This is a genomic window from Streptomyces sp. NPDC031426, from assembly GCF_055581585.1.
In genome coordinates this window covers 25,839-50,951 of record NZ_JBVIJE010000042.1, presented here as the reverse complement: position 1 = coordinate 50,951, position 25,113 = coordinate 25,839, and the positions used below count along the sequence as shown (strand labels likewise).

The 25,113-nt window shown below is 70.7% G+C and carries 15 protein-coding genes and 1 pseudogene; 5 read left to right on the top strand and 11 right to left on the bottom strand.

What is annotated here, in order from left to right:
• Positions 1 to 350, top strand: a pseudogene (locus ACZ5NH_RS42015) (hypothetical protein); the annotation flags it as partial.
• A 128-nt stretch (positions 351 to 478) separates the two neighbouring features.
• Here ACZ5NH_RS42015 and ACZ5NH_RS42010 read toward each other — a convergent pair.
• Positions 479 to 1,450, bottom strand: a complete 972-nt coding sequence (locus ACZ5NH_RS42010) for a LuxR C-terminal-related transcriptional regulator (RefSeq protein ID WP_468783331.1) — start codon at positions 1,448 to 1,450, stop codon at positions 479 to 481.
• Between the two features lie 316 nt (positions 1,451 to 1,766).
• On the opposite strand from ACZ5NH_RS42010, the gene ACZ5NH_RS42005 reads away from it, so the two are divergent.
• On the top strand, positions 1,767 to 1,964 hold the full coding sequence (locus ACZ5NH_RS42005; protein ID WP_468783329.1) for a hypothetical protein: 198 nt from the start codon (positions 1,767 to 1,769) through the stop codon (positions 1,962 to 1,964).
• Positions 1,965 to 2,025: 61 nt separating this feature from the next.
• Positions 2,026 to 2,763 carry a LuxR C-terminal-related transcriptional regulator gene (locus tag ACZ5NH_RS42000; protein ID WP_468783327.1) on the top strand — a complete coding sequence of 246 codons (738 nt, stop codon included), beginning with the start codon at positions 2,026 to 2,028 and terminating at the stop codon, positions 2,761 to 2,763.
• Between the two features lie 65 nt (positions 2,764 to 2,828).
• Here the strand turns inward: ACZ5NH_RS42000 and ACZ5NH_RS41995 are convergent, their stop codons facing one another.
• The 10 genes from ACZ5NH_RS41995 to ACZ5NH_RS41950 form a co-directional block, all read right to left on the bottom strand.
• Positions 2,829 to 4,106: an MFS transporter gene (locus ACZ5NH_RS41995; RefSeq protein WP_468783325.1), complete on the bottom strand. Its 1,278-nt coding sequence runs from the start codon at positions 4,104 to 4,106 to the stop codon at positions 2,829 to 2,831.
• A complete protein-coding gene (locus ACZ5NH_RS41990) occupies positions 4,103 to 7,468 on the bottom strand; it encodes an amino acid adenylation domain-containing protein (RefSeq protein WP_468783323.1) in 3,366 nt (1,121 codons plus the stop codon). The genes ACZ5NH_RS41995 and ACZ5NH_RS41990 overlap by 4 nt, the downstream gene beginning before the upstream one ends.
• Before the next feature lie 74 nt (positions 7,469 to 7,542).
• Positions 7,543 to 9,219, bottom strand: a complete 1,677-nt coding sequence (locus tag ACZ5NH_RS41985; protein ID WP_468783321.1) for a PhpK family radical SAM P-methyltransferase — start codon at positions 9,217 to 9,219, stop codon at positions 7,543 to 7,545.
• 48 nt (positions 9,220 to 9,267) lie between these two features.
• Positions 9,268 to 11,085: a non-ribosomal peptide synthetase gene (locus ACZ5NH_RS41980; protein ID WP_468783319.1), complete on the bottom strand. Its 1,818-nt coding sequence runs from the start codon at positions 11,083 to 11,085 to the stop codon at positions 9,268 to 9,270.
• A 75-nt stretch (positions 11,086 to 11,160) separates the two neighbouring features.
• Positions 11,161 to 11,907, bottom strand: coding sequence for a thioesterase II family protein (locus ACZ5NH_RS41975; RefSeq protein ID WP_468783317.1), 747 nt, complete (start codon positions 11,905 to 11,907; stop codon positions 11,161 to 11,163).
• A 121-nt stretch (positions 11,908 to 12,028) separates the two neighbouring features.
• Complete coding sequence (locus tag ACZ5NH_RS41970) at positions 12,029 to 19,432, bottom strand: amino acid adenylation domain-containing protein (RefSeq protein ID WP_468783315.1); 7,404 nt, start codon at positions 19,430 to 19,432, stop codon at positions 12,029 to 12,031.
• Entirely contained in the window at positions 19,429 to 20,556 is a 1,128-nt protein-coding gene (gene vioD / locus ACZ5NH_RS41965; protein WP_468783313.1) for a capreomycidine synthase, read from the bottom strand. The genes ACZ5NH_RS41970 and vioD overlap by 4 nt, the downstream gene beginning before the upstream one ends.
• A 95-nt stretch (positions 20,557 to 20,651) precedes the next feature.
• The gene (locus ACZ5NH_RS41960; protein ID WP_468783311.1) at positions 20,652 to 21,848 is read right to left on the bottom strand and encodes a pyridoxal-phosphate-dependent aminotransferase family protein; all 1,197 of its coding nucleotides are present in this window, start codon (positions 21,846 to 21,848) and stop codon (positions 20,652 to 20,654) included.
• 54 nt (positions 21,849 to 21,902) lie between these two features.
• Complete coding sequence (gene gntD, locus ACZ5NH_RS41955) at positions 21,903 to 22,928, bottom strand: guanitoxin biosynthesis L-enduracididine beta-hydroxylase GntD (protein WP_468783309.1); 1,026 nt, start codon at positions 22,926 to 22,928, stop codon at positions 21,903 to 21,905.
• A gap of 43 nt (positions 22,929 to 22,971) precedes the next feature.
• Positions 22,972 to 23,610 (bottom strand): phosphopantetheine-binding protein, encoded by a 639-nt coding sequence (locus ACZ5NH_RS41950; RefSeq protein ID WP_468783307.1) that lies wholly within the window; start codon positions 23,608 to 23,610, stop codon positions 22,972 to 22,974.
• A gap of 291 nt (positions 23,611 to 23,901) precedes the next feature.
• Between ACZ5NH_RS41950 and ACZ5NH_RS41945 the strand changes: the two genes are divergently transcribed.
• Positions 23,902 to 24,111 (top strand): MbtH family protein, encoded by a 210-nt coding sequence (locus ACZ5NH_RS41945; RefSeq protein ID WP_468783305.1) that lies wholly within the window; start codon positions 23,902 to 23,904, stop codon positions 24,109 to 24,111.
• The gene (locus tag ACZ5NH_RS41940) at positions 24,112 to 25,089 is read left to right on the top strand and encodes a D-2-hydroxyacid dehydrogenase (RefSeq protein WP_468783303.1); all 978 of its coding nucleotides are present in this window, start codon (positions 24,112 to 24,114) and stop codon (positions 25,087 to 25,089) included.
• The last annotated feature ends 24 nt before the right edge of the window (positions 25,090 to 25,113 follow it).

The following is a 25,113-nucleotide window of genomic DNA, read 5'->3' as shown; positions in this document are numbered from 1 at the left end:
TGATCCGCCGCAACCGGAGCACCGGCGAACTGGCCTACTACCGCTGCTACTCGCCCCGCCCGGTCCCGCTGTCCACGCTGGTCGCGGTCGCGGGTCGCCGCTGGACGGTGGAGGAAATGTTCCAGAGCTCAAAGACGCTCGCGGGGCTGGACGAGCACCAGGTCCGCCGCTGTTACTCCTGGCACCGCTGGGTCACCCTGGCCCTCCTCGCCCACGCATTCCTCGCCGTCACCCCCACTCAGGAGAAGTTCCACTGCCAGGCGTGCGGCCACACCGCGCACGCTGACATGGTGGGCGCGATCAACGTTCTACGGGCCGGGCTGGTCCGTCGCGACGCCAACCCGGCATAGCGAGAAGCCCCCTCGTTCACGAGGGGGAGGAGTCACTGACGTCGGCTCAGCACAATCGTGGTTGTCTCCGGCCTCGTCCGTCCCTAGCCTCATTCTTGGGCTGAGGACCGCGGGGTGGGCCCGAGGTGTCACAGCCAACTGTTCTGCGCCACCTTCATTCCTGCTTCGAACCGGCTCTGTGCGCCGAGGCGCTCCATGATGGCGGACATCTGCCGGCGTACCGTGCGCAGTCCGATTCCCAGTCGTTTGGCGACGGCCTCGTCCGTTATGCCCTGGGCCAGTAGGGTCAGCAGTTTGTGCTGGATCTCCGTCAGGCCGTGGTCCGCGTGCATGTTCTGGCCTCTGCTGTACGGGACGGCGGCGGTCCATGCCAGCTGGTACGTCGCGACCAGAGTGGCGACGATGCCGGGTTCGCGCGTGATGAGCGCGGCGGCAAGGGAGTTGTCCGGATCCATCGGCACGACAGCGACCCTCCGGTCGAAGATCAGCATGCGGGGCGGCAGCACGGGGGCGGTGCGTACCTGTCCCCCCTGCTCGACCAGCCACTCCGCGTAGGTACGTGTCGGCTCGTCGTGGCGCATGGTGTCCTGATAGAGGTTGCACAGGGTGATTCCCCGTCTCAGCGCTTCCTCGTCGAGAGGACGGGAGGCGTTGAGGCTCGCCTGGGACTGGGCGCCGCCGGGGAGCACCGCGAGACACTCGTCCTTGACCTCCTGGGCGAGGATCTCGAGTTTCGTCTCGATGGCGTCGATGCCGATCAGTCGTTCCGTGTAGTCGTACGCGAGGCCCAGGGACGCTGCGGCTTCCACCACCGCCGCCCTCATGGCAGCTAACTCTTGGATGGTTTGGGCGAGTTGCGCTTCCTGGTCGCGTATCAACTTGGTGAGGGCGACCGAGACGCTCACCGCGCGGACGCTCGCTGGGTCTTCTCTCGACGGGCGGACGAGAGACAATTCGGCCAGTTCCGCGAGTGCGGCAGAGATCTCGTCTTCCTTGAGGCCGAGTGCTTCTGCGAGTTCTACGGACCGTGACTGCGACCGGCCCGCCAACCTCATGTATACCGCTTCGGCCGTCGAGCTGAGGCCCAGAACAGCTAACATCGTCACCGCGCGTTTTTCTCCTGTCGTGTTCCCTCCCCCGTCCCGCACGCAATGCGCTGATTGTGCCCAGGCGGGACTCGTTTCAACCCCAGGCGAGTTGGCTTGAAGTGGTCTGACCAGGGATGTGGCACCTAGGTGCCTCGGCACGGAGGTGCCACCAGGTGGGTATTCCATCGGCATTGGCCCGTCGGCCAGACTGCTGATCGCCGGCGACCGCCGCACCAGACGGATCGATCCCCGACCCACCAGAAGCGAGGGATCGTCCCTCTCGGGATTGTCTTGATCCCTGCCGCATCGTGAACGAGGAGTACTTCGCATGTCCAAGATCACGGGCCTCGTGGCCGCTGCCATCCTCGCCGTCGCTTCCCTGTCAGCCGTCGGAAGGGCGGCCTCCGACACCCCGACGGGAGACGGCATCGGCTGGGACTCCAGGGGATCGGTCTCGGCCCTGCACGGCTCCAGTCGGACCGCGCAGTCCGCTCTGGCTTCGGATAACGTTGTCAAGTGGCTCTGACCAGGAAATCTGCCCGCCCCGGACATCACGAGACCGCGCCATGAGTCCCAAGGAGCTCACCGTGACCTCGACGGAGGGTCAGACCGCATCTCCCCGCACCGGCTTCGCGCCCCGCGCGACGGACCAGCCCGTCCGGCTGGTCATCTTGGACGAAGACCCGATTCTGCGGGCCGGGATCCGGGCGATCCTCGACTCCTACGCACAGATCGAGATCGTTGCCGACTTCGGCTCGGCGAGCCAGGCGCCCAGCCGTGCCCTGCAGACACGGCCCGATGTGCTGCTCGTCGGTGGCGCCTGCCTCAAGGACAGGGCAGAAACGTCACTGCATGATCACGCGCCGAACGGTCGGAGGCCGGCCGTGGTGGCCTTGATGCAGCCGGACGACGCCGCCACGCTGCGTAAGGCGGTGAAGCACGCGTTCCGGGGCTTCGTGGACCGCAACACCAGTCAGCGTGATCTCGGCCCCGCCGTCCTGGAGGCACACAGGGGGCGCACCTATCTGTCCGCCTCCATCGCCGAGGTCCTGGTGGCCTGGATGGCGGACGGGATCCGGCGCGAACACCTGTCGCTGTCCCAGGTCGAGGACGCGCTGACCGAGCGGGAACTGGAGGTTCTGGAAGCCCTGGGGCACGGCATCACTAACACCGCCATCGCCCGTCGACTGCACGTCCAGGAGGCCACGGTCCGCAGCCACGTGTACCACATCCTCACCAAGCTCAACCTGCGCACCCGTACCGAGGCGGTACTGCTGGGCCACAGCTACGCGAACAGGCGTCCGGCCCTGCGGCCGCCGAGCTGAACACGCACGGCGATGACGACCGGTGGTCCGTCCCCAGGGCGGACCACCGGTTCGTCTTGGAAGAGCTAGTGTGCGGCGTCGGTCAGGGCGGCCGCTGCCCGAGCAGGCCGCAGCACGACGGCGGCGGCCAGCGCCACGATTGCGGTCGCCGGGCCGAGCAGCAGCATCTGATGGACGCTGACACCGGCGAGGAGCGCGCCGGCGAAGGCGTATCCGATGCTCTGCGTGGCCACGAGGACGGTGAAGGCCTCCGACATCCGGGACTGCGGGACCACGTACCCGGGTGCTTCCGTCATCACCGAGTTCAGCGGTGCGGCGCACAGTCCGAGGAGCGCGAAGCCCGCGACCAGGCCCCACCAGCCCGAGACGGTGGCGATGACCAGTGTGGCTGCCATCATCGTGAGCAGCAGGACGACGGCCCGCACCGTGAGCCCGATCCCGATCCGGGTCGCGTACCAGGCGTAGACGAGCCCGGCCAGGGCGCTGGCCCCGCCCAGCACTGCTGTGAGGACGGCGGCCTCGGTGGTACCGCCGCCGTCGAGGGCCACCCGGGGCAGGGCGCCCACTTCGGCGGTGCCCAGGAAGTGTCCGAAGGCCATCGTCACCAGCGCCCAGAACAGGAAGGCCGGGTTGCGCCAGACACCGACCGAGTCCGGCAGGCCGGGTGGGATTCCGCCGTCCTCCTCCGCCTTGCCGGTGGTCTCATTCGCGACCTCGACAGCGGCTTTGCGGGACGGCTTCGGCCACAGCAGCAGCGCGTCGGCCAGCATGGCGGCGCCCATGGCGGCCAGGGCGTACGCGGGACCGGCCAGGGCGCAGAGGACCACTACGAAGGGTGCTCCGATGACGATGAGTTCGACGAGAACCGCGTCGAGCGACAACGCGGAGCCGATGAGCCGCTGCGGCACCGTGGTGCGCAGCAGGGTCCTTATGGCGCCGCCGACCCCGAAGGTGGCCATGTTGCCGATGAGGGACGCGACGAACAGGGTCCACACCGGTGCGTGCACGACAAAGCCGCCAGCCACTCCGAGCCGACCGACACCGCCCACGGCCAGGACCCGTGGAGTCCACCGTTCGCGGCCCAGCCGCTCCAGCAGGCGACTGAACAGCGGCGCGATCAGGATGCAGGGCACCGTCGTGAAGCCGACCAGCATGCCGCCCACGGCGGGGCCGCCGGTGTAGTGCGTGCTGGCCAGGACCAGGGCTAACGGAGCCATGATGGGAGGGATCCGGTACAGCATGGTGGCGGCCACCCACCGCCAGTAGGCGGCGTTCCTGATCAGTTCAGCCACCGGCCGGTCCGGAGCCGGCCGTTCCGGCGCGTCGGTTGCATCGGTCGTCATGGTTTCTCCACGGTGTTGCTGAGAGGGGTGCGTCGACCGCGGGTGTCCGCGGCATCGGTTCCGGCCGGGACGGGCCGGTCCGGGTCGGTGGTGTACTGGGTGAGTAGCCGTTCGTACGCCGAGGCGAGGTCACGCGCCGTGGTCTCGTCGAACAGGCTCGTGCGGTAGGTCAGGCCCACTTCCAGCCGGTCGCCGTGGTCCTCGAGCACGAAGGCCAGTTCGAACTTCGCGTATCCGGTCGGCAGGATCACGTTCTGGTCGAGGGTCAGTCCGGAGAAGGAGCGCTCCAGCGCCTTCGCGTCCTCCAGCGCGAACAGCACCTGGAAGTAGGGACTGCGACCGGGGTACCGGCGCGGGCCCAGCTTCTCCACCAATTGGTCGAACGGCAGCGCCTGGTGTGCGTAGGCGCCGAGGCAGTTGTCGCGCACCACGGCCAGAAGGTCGCGGAAGCGGACGTTTGCGGGCACCTGCTGGCGCAGGACGACGGTGTTGCTGACGCAGCCGATCAGCCGGTCGGTGAGCGGACCCTCCCGGTTGGCGACCGGCGAGCCTACACACAGGTCGTCGCTGCCCGAACGGAGGTGCAGCAGGGAGTAGAGGCAGGTGAGCAGCACCATGAACGGGGTGACGCCCTCGCGCCTGGCCAGCGTGTGGACGGCTTCCTGCAGGGCGGCGGGCAGGTCCACCGCCAGACGCCGGCCGCGGTAGTCGGCGGGCTCCGGTACGGGGCGGTCGAAGCCGAGGTCCAGAGGCCGGGGCTCCGGATCGGCGAGCCGGCCGCGCCAGTAGTCGACCAGCCGGTCCAGGTTGTCGCCCCGCAGGTGGTCGCGCTGCCACAGGGCGTAGTTGCCGTACTGGAGCGCGGGTGGCGACAGGTCCGGGTCGCGGTCGGCGCGGAAGGCCGAGTAGCAGGCGGCGAGTTCGTCCATGAAGACGTCCACGGACACGAAGTCGACAACGAGGTGGTGAGCGGTGAACACGGCGATGTGCTCGGTCGGTGACAGGGACAGGACGAGGACGCGCAGCAACGGAGGCACGCCCGGGTCGATCGGTTGGCGTATCTCCGCTTCGCGCAGTGCCGGCACGTCGTGCGGCCGGGCCGACACGTCGGCGTACCGTACGGGGATGTCCGTGTCCGCGGCGACCAACTGGACGGGGCTGCCGCCGAGGAGGCCGAAGGAGGTGCGCAGCGACTCGTGTCGTCGGGCGATCTCCTGGATGGCGCGGTCGAACGCGTCGCGGTCCAGCGGTCCGGTCAGCCTGCACTGCCAGGCCTCGTTGTACAGCGGGATGTCCCGTGCGAGCTGGCTGAGCATGTACAGACCCTGCTGGGTCGGTGAGATCGGTGCGGCGCGACGGCCGCCGGAGTACCGGGCGAGGGAGGCCTCGACGGCGGCGCGTCTGCGGGCCCATTGGGCCATCTCGCGGATCTCGATCTCTTTGGCCAACTGCGCGGCTTGCGAGGCTCGTTGCCCGTCGGGTCGCTTGCCGTCGATGAGGGCGGCGAGCTGGGCGACCGTCCGGGACGCCAGCAGGTCGTTCGGGAGGATGTCGATGCCGAACTCGCGGTGCAGCCGTGCCGCGATCTTCACCGCCTGCAGCGAGTTGCCGCCGAGGGCGAGGAACTCGTCGTCCGCGGCGACGTGGTCGAGCTTGAGCACCGATTGCCAGATCGCGGCCAGGTCCGCCTCCGTGCCCGGCCTGGGCGGCCGGCCGGCCGCTGTGCCGTCCGCGTCGCCCGGTGCCGGGGAGGACAGCGCCGCGAAGTCGACCTTGCCGTGCGCGGTGAGCGGTATCGCGTCCAGGACGGTGACGGTGGCCGGGATCATGTAGGCGGGAAGCAACCCGGCCAGGTAGTCGTGCAGTTGAGCGGCGCGGGGGTCGTCCGGCTGGGCCGGGCGCTCTCCGGGGGCCGGTGTGACGTGGGCCCGCAGGACGGCGCTCTCGCTGCCGTCCTCCCGCCGTTCCACGGTGACCAGGGCTTGTCGCACAGCGGGATGCTGCTGAAGTACCGCCTCGAGCTCGCCGGGTTCGACCCGGAAGCCGCGGATCTTCACCTGGTTGTCCGTGCGGCCCAGGAATTCCAGCTGGCCGTCCGGGAGCAGCCGCGCCATGTCACCGGTGCGGTACATACGGCTGCCGGCGGGACCGTACGGGTCGGGCAGGAAGCGAGCCGCGGTCTCGCCGGGCGCCTGGTGGTAGCCGCGGGCCAGGGCGTCACCAGCGATGAACACCTCGCCCGCGTCGCCCTTGGCCACGGGAAGCAGGGTGTCGTCCAGGAGCCGTACGCCGGTGTTGTCGATGGCGGTGCCGATCGGCAGCAGTCCGTCCGCGCGAGGCACGGTGCGGCCCGAGTGGTGGTAGGTGGCGGTGGCGGTCGACTCGGTGGGTCCGTAGACATGGATCAGCGGGATCCCGGACTCGCGCCAGGCCAGCACCCGGTCGGGCCGCACCCGGTCGCCTCCCATCACCACGAAGCGGACCGTGTCGGGCAGGCGCTGTCCGGACTCGGTGAGTTCGTCGGCCAGCTGGTGCCAGTAGGCGGTGGTGATCTCGAAGCCGGTGACCTCGTACCGCTCCAGGACCCCCAGGAAGTGGCGGACGGTCGGAAGCGCCCGTTGATAGCCGGCCATGAGCAGCGTCGCCCCGCTGAGCAGGGCGGGGAAGATCTCCTCCAGGGCGGCGGAGAAGCTGACGGAGGCGAGCTGGAGGAACCGGTGACCGGGCCCGAGACCGAAGGTGCCGGCCGCGGCCTGCGCGAGGTTGGTGAGACCACGGTGGGTGATCAGCACGCCCTTGGGCGCGCCGGTGGAACCTGAGGTGTAGATGACGCACGCCAGGCTGTCCGGGTCGGTCTCCCCCCGCGGCGGCAGCGCGGGCACATGGGCCAGCTCCGTCAATCCGGCGTCCAGCAGCAGGAGTTCGGCGTTGCCGTGCGGGAGCCGCGCCGCCGTCTCCGGTTGTGCGACGACCACGGCCGCGCCGGAGTGCTCCAGCAGGTGGCTCAGCCGGGCGGCGGGATAGTCGGGGTCGAGCGGCACGAAGGCCGCGCCCGCCTTCATGATGCCGAGCATGGCCACCGCCAGCCGTTCGGACGGCTCGAGACAGACACCCACCCGGGACTCGGCGCCGACGCCCAGCGCGACCAGCCGGTGTGCCAAGCGGTCGGCGAGAGCGTCGAGTTCGGCGAACGTGAGCTGTTCGGTGCCGGCCCCGTCGGTGCGGGAGGCCGACACCGAGACGACGGCGGTCGCGGCGGGATGCTCCCGTGCACGCCGGGCGAAGACGTCGTGCACGCCGGCGGTCTCGGACGACGTTCCGGGGGACAGCCCCGGAGTGAGCAGGTCTTGGGGCGCGGTCATGCGGTTCCATCCTCGTGATCTGGCGCTGCGGAAGGTCGGAAAAGGGGCATTGCGCGAGGCGCGGCTCGCGTCGCTCAGGCCGCCATCGCGGGCACGGCCTCCCGTCCCGCGGGCGGACGGTACTTTCCGGTGATGCGCGGCGCGTTGTCGAAGACGTGGTACATCCGGTCGACGATCTCCGGTGCCGGACCGGCACCCGGGCGGTCGTTGAACTCCATGATCTGCCGGGCCAGCCGGTGGAACTCGATGATGTCCGGCATCTGGAGGCCCTTGCCCAGCAGGTAGGGAAGCGCCCAGAAGTCGAAGTTGTACCCCGGCATCCACAGTGAGTTGGTCACCTGGTCGAACAGGGCGTGGCAGGCGTCCACCGCACCGTTGATGTCCATGGTGTTGTGCCGCCAGTCGTACTCCCGTCCGGAGAGCCCGAACTCGGCCGCCTGCTTCTGCACCGGCGCACGGTGGTTGTACCACCAGGGCTCGGTGCGCCAGAAGGTCGGCCCGACCTCGTTGATGAAGTCGATGGTGTTCTGGACGGTCTTCTCGGTCTCACCGGGGAACCCGGAGATGAACGAGGCGAAGGTGTCGATGCCCCGCGCGTGCAGCCGTTCGATGCCGAGCCGGTAGCGGTCGAGCGTGGCCACCTTCGACATGTTGCGCAGGATCCCGTCGTCGCCGGCCTCGATGCCGAGGAAGACCGCGCGGCACTTGCTTTCCGCCATCAGATTGTAGGTCTCCTCGTCACGGGCCGTGCCGGCGCGGAAGAAGGAGTACCACTGAAATCCGAAGTCATTGCGCGCCATCATCCGGCACAACTCCTTGAACCGGGGCCCGGGCACGTTGAAGGTGTCGTCGATGAACACCATCTGCTTGACGCCCATCCGGTCGAGCTGTCGCAGTTCCCGTTCCACGGTCTCCACACTGGCCAGCGTCAACGCGCCCGCACGTACCGGGTAGTCGCAGAAGCTGCACTTGAAGGCGCAGCTGCGTGCGGTGCGCGTGTGCACGGTCGGGCCGAGGCCGTCACCGAACACGGACCAGTCCACGGCGCACTCGTCCAGCACGTTGGCCTCGGCCTTGATGCGGGTGAGTGCGAAGTCACCGGCGCCGGTGGGCAGCAGCAGGTTCGGTACGTCCTTCAGGTTGCCGCCGTCGCGCAGCGCCGCGGCGACCTGGGTGAGGGTCCACTCTCCCTGGGACTCGTTGATGTAGACGTCGGCGTCCATCCACGTCAGCACCTCGGAGAGTTCGTCCTTCTCCAGGTCCTTGAGCAGGTTGCCGACCAGGGGACCGCCCACCACGATCGTCGTCTCGGGCAGCAGCTCGCGGATGAAGCGGGTGATCTCCACGACCGGGTTCGGGATGATGTAGTACGTGGTGGTGATCGCCACGGCGCGGGGGCGCCGGGTCTGGAGGATGTCGCGGATGCGGTCCTGCTCGCAGCCGAAGAGACTGGTGCACTCCGCGGAGAAGCCGCGCTTGATCAGGTAGTTGGCCAGGTAGTGAGCGGCGAGGTTGGGTGTCTCGCCGCCGTGTATGTAGACGTTCTCGTCCAGCTTTCCCGCGCGGTGCAGGACCTTGTTCATCACGTCCATGTACGGCAGCCGTTCACCGTCGAACAGCAGATGGTCGCGCATGAACATCAGGCGCTCGGGATCCCGTGCGCCGCGGTTGCTGACCCGGTTCCACTGCTGTGAGAACGGTACGTCGTTGTAGCCGATGATCAGGCAGTCCAGGGCGGAAGTGGTGGCCATGACTGAGCTCCGGTCTCTTCGGGCGGGCGAACGCGAGGCGGAAGGGGGTCAGCGCGCGGGCTCTTCGTTCTTGGTCAGGGCCAGCAGCCCGGCCGAGAACGTCTGTACGGTCGGCCGGCGCAGCAGGACGTCGAGAGGAACCTTGCGGCCGAGCGCGGCCCGGACGGCGTCCATGACCTGTACCGCGCGGAAGGAGTCCCCCCCGATGTCGAAGAAGTCCTCGTCCGGGGCGAGCCGGGCCACACCCAGTACGGCCTGCCAGATCCCGGACACCAGATCCTCCATGCGCTCGGGGGTGGAGAGGTCGGTGGCCGCCGGAAGCGGCACGGGCGGCGCCGGGCGTTCGGCCAGGGCACGTTCCGACAGCAGCCGCCGGTCCAGCTTGCCGTTCTGGGTCAGGGGCAGCGCGTCGAGGACGGCGACGGCGGAGGGCAGCATGGCCTGCGGGAGCCATTTCCCCAGGCGATCGCGTACTTTGCCGGGCAGCGCCGTCCGATCCGCGTCCGGCTCCGGTACGACGTAGGCGTACAGCCGTTTGTCGCCGCCGTCGCCCGCGGCGACCACGGCGGCCTGGCGCACCCCGGGACACCGCAGCGCCGTAGCCTCGATCTCCCCGGTCTCCACCCGCACCCCACGGATCTTGACCTGGTGGTCGATACGCCCCAGGAACTCCAGTGCGCCGTCCGCGCGGCGGCGGGCCAGGTCCCCGGTGCGGTACAGGCGGCCCTCGGTGCCGGGAACGCCGGAGACGAACCGCTGAGCCGTCAGTTCCGGACGGCCCAGGTATCCGTCGGCCACCCCCACGCCGCCGATGTAGATCTCTCCCGGCTGCCCGTCGGGGACCGGCCGGCGGTTCTCGTCGAGGAGGTGCACGGTCGTGTCGGGTATCGGCGGGCCGATGAGCACCAGCTCCGGATCCGGGTCGCGCGGGCAGGTCCAGGCGGTGGCGAAGACGGTGCACTCACTGGGCCCGTAGATGTTGGTCAGCGAGGCCGTGGAGCGCGCGTGGAAGCGCCGGACCAGGTCAGGAGCGAGGGCCTCGCCACCGACGATGACGTACTTGAGGCCGTCGTAGCGTTCGTCGTCGTCGCGCTCGAGGAGGAACAGCTCCAGCAGCGACGGCACGCAGCAGAGCGTCGTGACGTGGGCGTCACGGATCAGCCGGGCCAGGTGGGCGGCGTCGCGCTGGCGTCCCGGTTCCGCGATCACCACGGCCGCGCCGACCAGCAGAGGCCAGTACAGCTCGGCGAGATACAGGTCGAAGGTGCAGGTGGTGTGGTGCAGGACGCGGTCGCCCGGTCCCATCGGGTGGCCGCTCTGGAAGGCCGTCATCCGGGAGGCCACCGCGGCGTGACTGATGACGGAGGCCTTGGGGCGGCCGGTGGAGCCGGAGGTGAACAGCACGACCGCGGGTGCCTCCGGTGCGCCCTCGGTGTACGGCCGCGGAGTGCGTGGTGGCGGCAGCCCGCGGCCGTCCAGGGACAGGACCGGCACCGGCGGGTCGAGCTGGGCCGCGCCGTGCGGAGAAGTGATGACCAGGCGCGGGGCGCAGTCCTCGATCTCGTGCCGGGTCCGTTCGGGCGGGTCGTTCACGTCGAAGGCGACATGGGCCGCACCGGCGAATACGACGGCGAGGACGGACACCACGAACTCGATGGAGCGCGGCTGGTAGACCGCGACCCGGTCGCCGTCGACTACGCCCCGGTCGCGCAGTGCTGCGGCCAGCGCCAGGACACGGTCTTCGAGTTCGCCCGCCGTGACGACGACGTCGCCGTGGATGAGCGCGGGCAAGTCCGGTTCACGCTCCCACTGCCGCCGCAGAAGGCGGTCCAGCCGCGCTCCGGCCGCCGCGTCGGTCGATTCCATCACCGTGCGCCTTTCTCGTCGTGTGGCCTCATGGGTGTCGCGTCGTGTCGCGCCGTGCGGCCGGCCGGTGAGGGCTCACCGGAAGTGGTCCAGGTTCGCCTTGATCGCCCCCACCAGCTCGGCCGGGCGTTCGACCAGGAGCATGTGGCCGCCCGGCACCCGGGCCTGCCTCGTCCGTTTGGCGAACGGCGCCCAGTCGGCCATCCGGTCGGGCGGGCACAGCGGATCGTCCTCGCCGGAGACCACCAGCAGGGCGGAGGTCAGCACAGGTTCGGGCCCGCTCTGGTAGTCCTGGACGGCGCGCATGTCGGCGAGGATGAGCGGCAGGTAGGTGTGGGCCATGTCGTCGTCGGCTACGTGCTCGGGCACGTAGCCGAAGCCGCGTACCGCCGCCAGGAGTTCGGCCGGATCGTCGCTGTCGGGCAGCAGGCGCGTGGTGTGCGGGGGACGGTCGACCGACCAGTAGGAGACCGTGACAAGACCGGCCACCAGTCCCGGGGCGGAGTTCTGCAGTGCGCGTACCGCCTCCAGGGCGATCACGGCACCGGCGCAGACGCCGACCACCAGCAGAGGTGCCGTGCCTGGCAGGGCGCGTGCGGTGGCCGCCACATCGGCGGCCAGGGTGCTCAGGTCCCCGACCGGCTCGCGGATACGGGACTCACGGCCCGGCAGCCGCGCGGCCGCGAGCTGCCAGTCCGGCGGGAGGTGCGGGCTCAGCACGCGTGCGTTGGCCGCTCCAGCTCCCGAGTGCGGGACCAGCAGGACGCGCCACGCGGCCGCGTCCGGGTCACCGCCGATCAGTACATAGGGTTTGCCTGCCACGGCTGTCTCCGATCGCTTTCGTCGTACGCCCGGGGCACCGGGCCGCTCCGTCGACGCGCTGGGCCCGGTCGATGTGTGCTGCCGGGCGGGGCCCGATGTGGGAGTGGCGCGGGCGGAAGCCTCATGAGGGGTCACTCGCCGTCAGTTGCGCCCGCAGGACAGCGGCAGTGTGCGGGAGCAGGGGTTCGCGCAGGATGCTGTAGTGGTCTCCTGGCACTTCCACCACGCTGAGCGGCCCTGTCACCTGGTGGGACCAACCGTGGTCCACCGCGTCGCCCGGCCGCCCGGTGGGTGCGGCGAGCAGGGTCACCGGTCCCGGGTACGGGGTGGCGGGCCGGTAGCGGTCCATCGCCACGGCGTGTGCCGCGTACGTCCGGAACAGGCGGTCGAGCAGGACCACGTCGTCGTCGGGTGAGAGCACGCCTGCGGCCTTGGCATGTGCCAGCAACCGCTCGAGGCCGGCGCGCACTCCGGTCTCCGCGAGATCGCTGTGCGCCAGGCCGAAGTCGAGGTCCAGGGTGCCTCCCCAGTCCGCGGCGAAGTCGGCCAGCAGCGCGATCTCGTCCTGCTTGCCGCGGGTGGCGCCGTGCGGGTCGACCGTCGGCCGGGGCGGGTGGCTGTCGAGCATCACCACCGGGAGAGTCCGCCCCGTCGACCGGAGGAACTGGCGGGCCATCTCCAGGGCGACGACGCCTCCCATCGACCAGCCCGCGAGGAGGAAAGGCCCGTCGGTGGCGGCTTTCGGCAGGGCGGCCAGGTAGGCGGAGGCCATGGCCTCGATGCTGTCGCGCGGCGCCTCTTCGTCGCTGAGTCCGCGCGCGACCAGGCCGTGTACGGGCCGGTCCGAGCCCAGTTCGTCGCACAGCCCGGCGTAGCACAGGACGTTGCCGCCGATGGGGTGGACGAGGAACACGGGCGCCCCGGCACCGCTGCCGTGCAACGTCACCAGGGGCGACGCGTCGGCCGTGGCGTCCTCTCCGCTCAGCAGGGCGGCCAGCTGCTCGACCGTGGGTGCCTGGAAGACGGCGGCGGGCCGGACGGTCCGGCCGCAGGCCTGTTCGATGCGGGCCACCATCCGCATGGCTGAGAGGGAGTTGCCGCCGAGGTCGAAGAAGTTGTCGTGCGGGCCGATGTCGTCCCGGTGCAGGACCTCTGCCCAGGCGTCCGCGACCTGGCGCTCGTGCGGGGTGCGTGGCCTTTCGACGGCTTCCCTCGTCGGCCGGTCCACGGTCGGCGCCGGCAACCTCGACCGGTCGAGCTTGCCGTTCGCCGTGAGGGGCAGCGCCTCCAGCGTCACCACGGCCGCAGGCACCATGTACTCCGGCAACACCGCCGCCGTATGTGCACGCAGGAGGGCGGCTTCCGGAGCGGCGCCCGTCGTCGGCACGACGTACGCGACGATCCGTTTGTCACCCGGAACGTCCTCGCGGACTGTGGCGGCGGCCTGCCACACCGCCGGATGCGTCAGGAGCGCGGACTCGATCTCGCCGAGTTCGATACGGAAGCCGCGAACCTTGACCTGGTCGTCCGTGCGGCCGAGGTAGGCGAGTGTGCCGTCGGCGTTCCATTTGACGACGTCGCCGGTACGGTACATCCGCTCGCCCGGAGCACCGTAGGGGTTGGGCAGGAACCGTTCTGCCGACAGAGCGGGCCGCCGGAAGTACCCCCTGGCCAGCTGTGCGCCGGACAGATACAGCTCCCCTGCGACTCCGGGGGGAACGAGCTGGAGGGAGGCGTCCAGCACGTAGACCTGTGTGTTGTCGATGGGCCGGCCGATCGGCGTCGGACCGCCGTCAGGGCCCATGGGTCGGCCGGTCCACGAGGTCACGGCGACGGTGGCTTCGGTCGGTCCGTAGAGGTTGTGCAAGGGGACGTCGAACACGGCGTCGAATGCACGATGCAGCTCTGGGGGCAACGCCTCACCGATGCAGATCACCAGACGCAGGCCGACGCAGTCGCGGGCCCTGCGGTCGTCGAGGAACACCTGGAGCATCGACGGGACGAACTGGACGACCGTCACCCGTTCGTCCTGGACGAGCCCGGTGAGGTAACGGGTGTCCCGGTGGCCGCCCGGCCGGGCCACCACTATGGAGGCTCCCGACATCAACGGCCAGAACAGCTCCCACACCGATACGTCGAATCCCACCGGTGTCTTGTGCAGCACGCGGTCGGCAGCGGTCAGCTTGTACTCGCGCTGCATCCAGGCGAACTGGTTGATCACGCTGCCGTGGGAGACGGTCACGCCCTTGGGCCGGCCGGTGGAGCCTGAGGTGTAGATGACGTAGGCCGGGTGCTCGGGCGACAGGAGCCCGTTGCGGTCCGAGTGGGTGAGGTCCGTCCCGTCCAGATCGCTCAGGAGCGACACCGTCTCCGGGGCGTCGAGGAGCAGGACGCCGGCGCAGTGCCGCCCGGACAGCAGGTTCGTCTCCTGGAAGGAAGTCTGCGTGATCACGGTGACGGGCCGGGCGTCGTCAAGGATGTAGCCGATGCGGTCCGCGGGGTAGTGGAGGTCGATCGGCACGTAGGCTCCGCCGGCCTTGAGTACGGCCAGCAAGGCGACGATCAGGTCCGCCGATCGGGGCAGAGCGACCGCGACCAAAGACTCCGGGCCGACGCCGTGCCGGACCAGGGCCCTCGCCAGACGATTCGCCCGCTCGTTCAGACCGGTGTACGACAGCTCCTCCCGCTCGGGGGCGACCTCACCCTCCACCGTGGATGGCACCCGCATCTCGCGGTGGGTGTCGACGCCGTCGCACAGCACGGCCGGGGCGTCCGGTGTGCGGCGTACCTGCTCCTCGATCAGGCCGTGCAGCGTGGCCGGCGGGCCCGGGACGACCGGGCCCTGGCCCTGGCGCAGCAGCGCCGACGCCTCTTCGGGCAGGAGCAGGTCCGCGCTTCCCAGGGTGCGCTCCGGTTCGGCGAGGAACTGGGCGAGGAGATGCGTATAGCGCCGGCTCAGCCGCCGCGCGGTCTCCGGCTCGAACAGGTCGGTGCGGTAGCCGATCTCGCACCGCAGTGTCTCGCCGTCCTCCACCACGTCCAGGCTGAGGTCGAACTTGGCGTCACGGGTGGTCACCTCGCAGGGGACGGTCTCGATGCCGGGAAGTCGCACAGGGTCCTCGGCGCCGCTGTTCTGGAGGGTGAACATGGCCTGGAACAGTGGGTTGTGGCTCAGGGTCCGTTCCGGCTTGAGCTCCTCGACGACCAGCTCGAAGGGCACGTCCTGGTGCTCCAGTGCCTCGAGCACCGTCTGCCGGGTCCGCCGCAGGTACGTCCTGAAGGTGAGCTCGTCCGCGGCCTCTCCGCGCAGCACAACGGTGTTGACGAAGAATCCGAGAAGCCCCTCCAGTTCGGTGCGCGGCCGGCAGGCGACGTGGGATCCCACCAGGACCTCGCGCTGCCCCGACAGCCGCGCCAGCAGTACCTGGTAGGCGGCAAGCAGCACCATGTAGAGGGTGCAGCCCTCCGCGCGCGCCCGGGAGCGGAGGGCGGCCGTCAGCTCCGGAGGCAGGACGAAGGCGAGCTGCGCACCGGTGTACGACGCCGTGGCCGGGCGGGGCCGGTCCGTGGGCAGGGCCAGCAGGCCAGGGGCGCCGTGCAGGGCACGCCGCCAGTAGGCGAGGCCCTCGGTCAGGGCGCCTTGGTCGAACCGGCTCTGCTGCCACAACGAGTAGTCGGTGTACTGCAACGCCGGTTCCGCGAGCGGCGAGCTGTCTCCCGCTCCGAACGCCGCGTACAACGCGGCCAGTTCGTCGAAGAGCACGCCGAACGACCAGCCGTCGAAGACCGCGTGGTGGAAGACCAGCACCAGGGTGTGCTCAGCCGGGGCCGAACGTACCAGCAGGGCGTGGAAGAGCGGCCCTTGGGCCAGGTCGAGCGGGCGGGACAGCTCGCGCTCGGCCAGCGCGCGCACCGCCGCGGCCCGTTCCGCCGACGGGAGCGCGCTGACGTCTCGCATCGGGAGTCGAACCGGGCCGGCCTCGTGGACCACCTGCATGGGGACGCCGTCCTCGGCCGTGAAGGTGGTCCGCAGCACCTGGTGCCTGCGGACGATCTCCGTCAGGCATCGCTCCATCAGGTCCGGGTCGAGAGGGCCGTGCAAGGTCATCGCCTTGCCCAGGTTGTAGGCGGACCGGTCACCCGGCTCCATGATCCGGTCCAGAAACCACAAAGCGCGTTGAGCCGTGGACGCGGGCACGGGCGCGGCCCCGGCGAGAGCAGCCCGCAACGCGATCGAGTCGGTGTTGACGGGTCCGCTCTGCCGCGGGGGGAGGTCCTCCGGCGAGAGGCCGGAATCGGGCCGACCCGGCTCGCTCGTCTCATCGCTCTGTATCCGCGGCGGCAGCACGACGTCGAGGTCACCCGCGACCGCTTCCGGCGCTTCGTCCGCGGTTTCGAGCGCGCGGGCCAGTTCTGCCACCGTCGGTGCCTCGAACAGCGTCCGGAGCCTCATCTCGACGTTCAGCACGTCGCTCACTCTGGCGATCAGGCGGGCCGCCAGCATGGAGTGACCGCCGATGTCGAAGAAGTCGTCGTCGAGTCCGACCGAGGGCAGGCCGAGGACGTCGGCGAACAGGTCGCGCAGCACGGCCTCGCGGGGGGTGACCGGCTCCCGGTCGGCCGGTCCGCAGTCGGGGTCGAGCGCGGGGAGGGCGGCCCGGTCCAGCCGCCCGTTGGGTGCGGTGGGCAGATCGTCGGCCACCAGGACGGCCGCGGGCACCATGTGGGCCGCCAGCAGACCCGCGACGTACCGCCGCAGCTCTCCCGGATCGACGGTCGCGCCCGGGGCCGGCACCACGTGGGCGACCGGGCGCGGGCCGTCGGCGTGGTCGGCCGTCGACACGACCGCCCGCTCCACCGCCGGGTGGCTCCGCAGCGCGGCCTCGACCGCGCCGGGCTCCAGGGGCAGGCCGTGCACCAGGACTCGATGGGCGGCGCGTCCGAGGACGACGACCCGCCCGCGGTCGTCCAGGCGGGCGAGATCGCCGGTACGGAACATCCGTGCCCCAGGCGGTCCGTAGGGGTCGGGGAGGAACCGTGCCGCGGTGCGGGCCGGCCGTCCGTGGTACCCCTGTGCCAGACCCGGCCCGCCGATGTACAGCTCGCCGGTCACGCCCGGCGGAAGCCTGCGCAGGTCAGCATCCAGCACCAGGACGCGCACCCCGGCGGCCGGGGCGGCCGGGAGCAGCCCGGACGGGGTCGGCCGGAGCTCGGCTGTGAGGGCGTGGACGGAGGTCTCGGTCTGTCCGTACCCGATGGTCGGCGCGCCTTCGCTGTCCTGCCGGGCGCCCCGGGTCACCGGGCCCTCGTCCGTGAGAGCGAGGGCCCGGGCGCGGCCCGGGCCCTCACCGGATCCGGGGCTGACGAGGGTGAGGTGGTGGGTCGACGGCTGGTCGGCGGAGGCGATGGCCAGGTGGGCGCCGGTGGTCAGCGCCGTGAAGGTTTCCCAGAGAGCGAGGTCGGTTCCCGGGGCGCCGTGCAGTCGGACCGAGCTGCCCGGCGTCACCGCCAAGGTCGTGGCCGTGTGATGAAGCCCGTTCGCGAGGCCGCCATGGGTGAGCAGCACTCCGTGCGGTTCGGCGTCGTCCGCTCCGGTGTACAGCAGGAAGGCGGCCTGGCCGGGCAGGACGCGGGCGGGCCGGGTGGTGCGGGTGAGGGCGACGGTGTCGGTGGCGAGGGCTTCGTCGTCGAGCAGGAGAACAGTTTCGACGTCCAGCGGCTCGCGCAGTGCCGCCTTGTCGGTGATCACCAGAGCCGGGCGGGCGTCGACCAGGACAGCGCGCAGCGTGTCCGTCGTCGCCCGCAGGTCGACGGGCAGGCACACGGCACCCGCCTTGAGGAGCGCCAGGGTGACCAGGACGTGGTCCGGCGACGGGGGCAGGGCCACGGCCACAACCGTCTCCGGGGTGACTCCGTGGGTGGTCAGCCGCTGGGCGAGCCGGGTCGCGCCGGCGTCGAGGTCTCCGTAGGAGAGGGTGCGTTCGCCGTGCGTGACAGCCGGCTCCTGGGGCGTGGCGATCGCGTGCCGCCGGACGAGGTCGTGCAGGCAGGCGGGGCGTCCCGGTGGTGCGGGCTGCTCGGTGAGCAGGAGCCGTTCCCGCGGGAGGAGCATCTCCAGGGCGCCGATGGGCGTGTCCGGCTGTGCCACGGCGCTCTCGAGGAGTTGCCGGTAGTGCGCGACCATGCGCGCGACGCCTGGCTCGTCGAAGAGATCGGTGGCGTATTCCACGGTCACGTCGATGGTGCCGCCGCGCTCGACGGCCGACACGTTGAGGTCGAACTTCGAGCGGCCGAGCTCGATGGGCAGGAGCTGTCCCATCTCCAAGCCGGTGAAACAGGTCCGCTGTTGCCATTCGTCCTCGTCGTGGGACTCGAACACGACCTGGACGAGCGGGTTGTGGCTGAGGCCGCGGTGCGGGGCGAGTTCCTCCACCAGGCGGTCGAAGGACAGCGCCTGGTGGTCGCAGGCGGACAGGAACGTGGCCCGGGTTCGGCGCAGGTGCTCCCGGAAGCTCGGATCTCCCGTGAGGTCGCCGCGTATGACCAGGGTGTTGACGAAGTAGCCGATCATCTGCTCGAACTCGCTGCGGACCCGGCCGTGGACCACCGTCCCCACGCTGATGTCGCGCTGTCCGCTGTAGCGGGACAGGACCAGCTGAAAGCCGGCGAGCAGGACCGTGTAGAGGGAGCTGCGTTCCTCGCGGGCCAGATCGCGCAGTCGCTCGCTGAGTTCGGCGGGGAGGACGGCGGTGTACTCCGCTCCGGCGTGCGACTGTTCGGCCGGGCGCGGCCGTAGCGTCGGCAGGGCCAGCAGGCCCGGTGCGCCGGCGAGCTGTCGGCGCCAGTAGCCGATCAGCTGCTCCAGTCGCGGACCGGTGAGGTGGCGGCGCTGCCAGCGGGCGAACTCCGGGTACTGGGGCGCGGGCGCGGTGTCCGGGAGCGTGTCGCCCGCGACGAGAGCGTTGTAGACGCGGGAGAGGTCGCGCAGGGCCACGTCCACCGAGACGGCGTCGAAGACGATGTGGTGGACGACGATCGTGAAGACGTGTTCCTCGTCCGCCACGCGGATCAGCCGGAAGCGGACCAGAGGACCCTTCTCCAGGTCGAACGGGGTGGCGACCTCCGCCGCGCACAGGTCTGCCGTCCGCTGTTCGCGCGCGGGGCCGCCCAGCTCGCGCAGGTCGTCGACCGGGACGGGTATGCGGAGCCGGGGCTGCACGGCCTGGAGCGGGCGGCCGTCCTCGACGGTGAACGTGGTGCGCAGAGCCGCGTGGCAGGCGACCAGCGCGTCCACCGCCCGGGTCAGCGCGTCGGTGTCCAGACGGCCGCCGAGCCTGAGGCGCCAGCCGATCGTGTAGAGCCGGTCGTCGGGGGTGATCTGGTCGATGAGCCACAGTCCCTGCTGGGTGACCGAGGTCTCGTAGGTCTTCGGGCCGCCGCGCTCGCGCAGCTTCCGTTCCACCAGGGCCCGCTGCTGCGGCGGCAGTTCGTTGAGCCTGGCGAGGAGGTCCGCCACGTCCGTCACAGCGCCAGCGCCCCCCGTCGTTCCACCAGTGCCTTGTGCAAGCGGGCCAGCCCTTCGCCGAAGGCGTCCTCGGCGCCGCCGAAGCCCAGCCGGACGCGGTCGGGATATCCGAAGCCGGAGCCGGGGACCAGCAGCACGTCGTAGCGGCTGCCCAGGACCCGGCAGAGGTCCTCTGTGTCGGTGACGCCCCGGACGGCGGGGAAGGCCGTGACACCGCCCGACGGCGGCGTCCACGACACCAGGTCCGCGTTCTCCTCGGCCCATGCGCCCAACCGGCGCAGGTTGCGTGCCGCCTGGGCACGGCGGTCGGCGAGGATGCGGTCCGCGCCGACCAGAGCGCGTGCGGCGAGGAACTCGGTCACGGGCGACAGACAGATCGTCAGGGCGTCGCGCAGCGGTACCAGACGGGCCAGGATCTCCGGCGCGGCCAGGCACCAGCCGACGCGGGTACCCGGCAGTCCGTAGGCCTTCGACATCGTGCCCAGACCGATACAGCGGTCGTGCAGGGTGGCCGGGTCTGGCAGATGCTCACCGTGGTGGACCAGTTCGGCGAAGGCGCCGTCCCACACCAGGTGCAGGTCGTGGCCGTCCACCAGGGTCAGCAGGTCGTCCAACTGTTCACGGGCCAGGTGGGCGCCGGTGGGGTTGTGCGGGAAGTTGACGACGATCATGCGGGTGCCGGATGTGACCAGGGCGCGCAGGTCGTCGAGGTCGGGCGTGAAGCCGCTCTCGGGACGCAGCCGCCAGCGCTCCAGCCGGCAGCCGATGGCCTCGGCGACGGACGTCAACGAGTGGTAGGCGGGATCCACGACGACGACCTCGTCACCGGCGGACAGCAGGGCGTTCATCACGGCGAAGATCCCCTCGGTGGAGCCGTGGGTGGTCATCACACGGTTCGTGTCACCGGCGGCGAAGCGGTCGGCGACGGCCTGGCGCAGCGCCGTGCCTCCGTAGGAGGGGGTGTCGTCCAGGCTGATGACGTCCAGTTCCTCGACGGTGATCCCGAGAAGGCGCCGCAGTTCGGCCAGGGACCAGCACTGTACACCGCTGCTGCCCAGGTCGATCGAGGTGTCGAAGTAGAAGTCACGCATCCAGTCCTCCAAGGCGGCGCGTGGCAGATGCATGGCGTGCTCCTGATTCGTGAGGGGGACGCGGTCCTTCGGCGGGTCCTCGGGGCGTTCCGGTCGGTACGTGCGGGGCGGCGGCCGGCCGACGCCGGTCACGGCACGGGATGGCCCTCGCGCACGGTGCGGCTTGCGGTGGTGGCGGAGGTGGGGGACAGGCCGTGGAGGACTTCCAGCGCGGCCGTGACGCCGCTGCCGGGTCGCACCGGGTGGCCGAACTCGGCCAGGCCCAGTTCGACGGCGGACAGCGCGGTCAGCACGTCGAACTCGTCCATGAAGCCGCAGTGACCGATCCTCAGGACGCGGCCGTCCAAAGGTGCCTGTGCACCGGCGAGTTGCAGGGCGTAGCGGTCCAGCAGCCGGTCGACCAGCGCGGTCGCGTCCACACCCGCAGGCATTTCGGCGGCGGTGACGGCGCTGTGCCGGTCGTCGTTCGGTGAGAACAGCCGCAGTCCGAGACCGCGCACGCCCGCCCGGGCCATCCGGCCGAGCCGCACATGACGGGCCAGGACCTGGTCCAGTCCCTCGGCGTGGATCTGCCGCAGGGCCACGTCGAGCTGGCTGATCAGGGAGACGGCCGGAGTCCACGGGGTGCGGGGGATCGGTGCCGCGAGTGCGGTCCGGGCCTCGTCCCAGTCGAAGTAGAAGCGCGGGAGGCGGGCGTGCCGGTGCTGTTCCCAGGCGCGTTCGCCGACGCTGGTGAACGCCAGGCCGGGCGGTGTCATCAGTGCCTTCTGACAGCCGCCGACGACGACGTCGACGCCCCAGTCGTCGGTGCGCAGCTCGCAGGCGCCGACCCCGGACGCGGAGTCCACCACGGTGATCAGCGGCGCGCACGCGGCCGCGAATCCGCGGATGTCGTTGACCATGGCGGTCGAGGTCTCGCAGTGGACGGAGATCGCGGCCTTCAGGCCGGGGCCGGCGGCCGCCGCGGCGATCCGGGCCAGGTCCAGCGGCTCGCCCCAGGCGTGCCGCACCTCGGTGACGTCCAGCCCGAACGCGGTGGCCATCTGGACCCAGCGCTCGCCGAAGGCGCCGTTGGCGGCCACCAGGACCCGGTCACCGGGCGCGAACAGGTTCTGCAGGGTGCCTTCGAACGCGCCGGTCATGCTGGAGGCGAACAGCAGCACGTCGGCGCGGGTACGCAAGGTCCGCTGGAGGTTGGCGACGACCCGGGTGAACACCTCGGCGTAGGCATGGGTGCGCTCGTCCTCGACGGGCAGTACCGCGGCCGCGGTGACCTCGGGAGGTGTGGGTGTGGGCCCCGGGACCATCAGCCGGTATTTCCTCATGGGGCGGTCACGCCTTTCGCTGGATGCCTGGGACGGAGGGGCGCGCGGCGGGGATCAGAAGACGACACGTGAGTCGGCACTCACCCGGGCGTCCCGGGACTTGCGCAGGTCGCGCGTGACGTTGACCCGGCGCAGCCAGCGATCGTGTCCGTCGTAGCGGGCCTGGTAGGGGTTCCTGCCGTGGACGGCCTTGTAGTTGTCGATGAAGAGCACATCGCCCGGCCGCAGGGCGATGCCGGTCAGCTTGGCGTCGATCTGCTCGACGAGGGCTTCGAACGCGGCCGCCGCCTCCGGGTCGTCGTCCGTCCGGTCCATGAAGTAGGGATCGAGCCGGCCGTAGGGTGTCCGCGGGTCGCCGAAGAGAACCGGCACCTTCTCGGGAGCGGTGTTGAGCCGGTCGATCCTGCGGACGCTGCGTTCGACGAGGTCGGCCGGTGCCTGGAGACGACTGCGCGCGGTGCGGTTCTCCGGCTGGTGGGAGTTGTCCGGGCGGATGACGTAGCGCGGGCCGGCCAGCGCCCGCCTGGTCTCCTCGTCCAGCTCCAGGTCGTCGAAGAGCGCGTAGGTGGTCTGCACCGCGTCCGGGTTGCGCAGGCACAGGAGACCGACGTACTCGGCGCGGTACGGGTGGAACGCGTCCTCGGTGTGCCAGGTGAGGGGCTCGGCCGTGGACGAGTTGAGCTGGGCGTGCTCATGGCCCTTGATCGGCACCACGTCGTGCAGGAGCCGCCCGTCCTGCTGTGTGGCCCAGGCGATGGGATCGCCCAGCAACGAGGCGCACATCAGCAGGAACATGTCCTCACGTCGGGTGCGACCGTCGTCGTCGGCTTCGCCCCACTGCGCGGGCGTCGCGCCGATCGCGGCGTCGTCCACCTGGAAGCCGCTGATCACGCACCCGCCGGAGGGTTCTTTGACGCGGAAGGCGTTCAGCCGGGCCCGCAGCGTCCGCGGCATCTCCTGAGCGCGCAGGGCGACGGCGTCGAGGAGCTGCTCGTCGGTCGCCGGCTCCTCGGCGAGCAGTTCCTCGAGGAGGGCGTCGATCAGCGCGCGGTCGGCGTCGGTCAGGTCTATCCGGTACATGCTCAGCTCCGTGGGAAGGTCAGGTGCGCGGCGGTGCCGGTGGTCATCCGTGCGCGGCGTCGTCGGCCGCGGGGCCGTCCGACCCCAGCAGCCTGAGCGTTTCCTCGTCGGAGAGGCGGTCGATGTCGGCGAGGAGGTCCTCGAGGCTCAGCTCGTCCGCCGGGTGAGGGGACACCTCCGGTGCCGAGGGCCGCGCGCCGAGCTCGGTCAGCCGGTGTGCCACGTCGAGCACGGTCGGCAGGTCGAAGAAGTCGGCCAACGGCAGGTCGACGTGGTAGCGGTCGGCGATCCTGCCGACGAGCCGCATGGCCAGCATCGAGTAGCCGCCCAGCGCGAAGAAGTCGTCGTCCGGGCCGATGCCGTCGTCCTCGAACGCCTCCCGCCACAGGGGCAGCAGACCGCCGAGGATGCCGAACGCGGGGAGTTCCGCCCGGTCCACGGAGCCGTCACCGGCGCGCGGAAGCTCCGGGACGGGGAGGAGAGCGGTCCCGTCGGGAACGGGACGAGCCTCCTCTTCCAGGTGCCGGCGCAGCTCCGCCTCGTCGAAGGCGTGGCCGTCCTCGACGAGGACGTACACGATCGGCTCGCCGTCGCTGTGCGTGGTGCCGATGGCCTCACGCACCGCGGGATGGCGGTGGAGTCCGGCCACGCAGGTGTCCAACAGATGCTTGGTGCGATCCATTCGGTTGACCCAGACTCTCTGCTCGTCACTCGGTCGCTCGCGTCCGGTACCGCGCTTGGGCAGTCCGCGATGCGACCGCCCACGCAAAACCCTAGGAACACCCGGAGCCGGGGGCAATGAACGGCCGGATCAACTACGGTCAGAGGTTCGCGGAAACGCCTCAACAATCCGCTGAGAGCATCACCTCCGAGCCGCTGTCGACTCCGCTGATCCAAGAAATAGGCTCTTGAGGAGTTCCCCTTTTTTCTTGTCTCCGCTCACCGGATGAAGTGAGAGAAGGAAATCATCGTGATGGAAACACAGGAAAACACGGAGCAGTTCGCGGTGGTCGTCAACGACGAGGAGCAGTACTCGATATGGCCCGCGGGCCGTGCGCTGCCGGAGGGCTGGCGGAGGGAGGGGCGTACGGGTACGCGCGACGAGTGCCTGGCGCACATCGACACGGTGTGGACCGACCTGCGTCCGCGCAGTGTGCGGGAGCGTACCGGGGCGCAGGGTTAGGTGGCCGCGGAACAGCGTGAGGGGTTGCGGCTGTTCGGGCTGCCGCCACAGGCGTGCGAGCGGGTCGCCGCTCTGTGGCCGGGCCCGCTGGCGGGCACGGGACCGGAAAACCCCGTGACGTCCGGTCCCTGCGCCGCCGCACTCGTGTGGCAGGGCGACAACGCCGAGGTGGCGGCGTTCCTGGGAGCGCACCCGGAGTGCCGTTGGCTTCACACCACCGCCGTGGGGGTGCCGCGAGCGGTGCTGCGGCACGCGGACGCCACCGGTCTCACGGTCACCAACGGCGCCGGGACGCGCGGCAGCGCGGTGGCGGAACACGTCCTGGCGCTGCTGCTGGCCCATCTCAAGGGCCTCCCGCAGACGCTGGCGGCGCAGCGGGAGCGGGACTGGAAGGTGCCGGTCGCCGCGGAACTGCGCGGCCGGCGGACCGGAGTCCTGGGTCTCGGGGACATCGGCAGCCGGACGGCCCGCCTCCTCGACGCGTTCGGGGCGCGGGTGAGGGGCTGTCGGCGCGGTGCGGGAGGCGGCCCGGGTGCCGGTTTCCCGGTCCCGGGGATGTCCGCGGTGTACGGGCGCGAGCGGATGGAGGAGTTCCTCACCGGACTCGATGTCCTCGTGGTGGCCGTGCCGCTGACCGAGGAGACCGCCGGGCTCATCGGCAGCGCCGAACTAGCGCTGCTGCGGCCGGGAGCCGTGCTGGTCAACGTCGGCAGGGGCCCGGTGGTGGATGAGGCCGCCTTGCTGTCCGCGCTCCGCACCGGGAGGCTGGCCGGCGCGGCTCTGGACGTGTTCGCCGCCGAGCCGCTGCCCGCGTCGTCTCCGCTGTGGTCGGAGCCCGGAGTGCTGATCACGCCGCACAGCGCGGACGCCACGGCCGAGACGGATCAGCGGTGCTTGGAGCTCCTGCTGGACAACCTGGCCCGGTTCGGCGCGGGGCGGCCGCTGCGCAACGTGGTGGATCCGGCGCGCGGTTACTGATGCGGGTTGGCCGCGCACCGGGAG

What these genes read in the sequence shown, in the direction of transcription:
- ACZ5NH_RS42010 (WP_468783331.1), bottom strand. Translation starts at nt 1,450, where the DNA reads ATGTTAGCTGTTCTGGGCCTCAGCTCGACGGCCGAAGCGGTATACATG.
- ACZ5NH_RS42005 (WP_468783329.1), top strand. Translation starts at nt 1,767, where the DNA reads ATGTCCAAGATCACGGGCCTCGTGGCCGCTGCCATCCTCGCCGTCGCT.
- ACZ5NH_RS41995 (WP_468783325.1), bottom strand. Translation starts at nt 4,106, where the DNA reads ATGACGACCGATGCAACCGACGCGCCGGAACGGCCGGCTCCGGACCGG.
- ACZ5NH_RS41990 (WP_468783323.1), bottom strand. Translation starts at nt 7,468, where the DNA reads ATGACCGCGCCCCAAGACCTGCTCACTCCGGGGCTGTCCCCCGGAACG.
- ACZ5NH_RS41985 (WP_468783321.1), bottom strand. Translation starts at nt 9,219, where the DNA reads ATGGCCACCACTTCCGCCCTGGACTGCCTGATCATCGGCTACAACGAC.
- ACZ5NH_RS41980 (WP_468783319.1), bottom strand. Translation starts at nt 11,085, where the DNA reads ATGGAATCGACCGACGCGGCGGCCGGAGCGCGGCTGGACCGCCTTCTG.
- vioD (WP_468783313.1), bottom strand. Translation starts at nt 20,556, where the DNA reads ATGCATCTGCCACGCGCCGCCTTGGAGGACTGGATGCGTGACTTCTAC.
- ACZ5NH_RS41960 (WP_468783311.1), bottom strand. Translation starts at nt 21,848, where the DNA reads ATGAGGAAATACCGGCTGATGGTCCCGGGGCCCACACCCACACCTCCC.
- gntD (WP_468783309.1), bottom strand. Translation starts at nt 22,928, where the DNA reads ATGTACCGGATAGACCTGACCGACGCCGACCGCGCGCTGATCGACGCC.
- ACZ5NH_RS41950 (WP_468783307.1), bottom strand. Translation starts at nt 23,610, where the DNA reads ATGGATCGCACCAAGCATCTGTTGGACACCTGCGTGGCCGGACTCCAC.
- ACZ5NH_RS41945 (WP_468783305.1), top strand. Translation starts at nt 23,902, where the DNA reads ATGGAAACACAGGAAAACACGGAGCAGTTCGCGGTGGTCGTCAACGAC.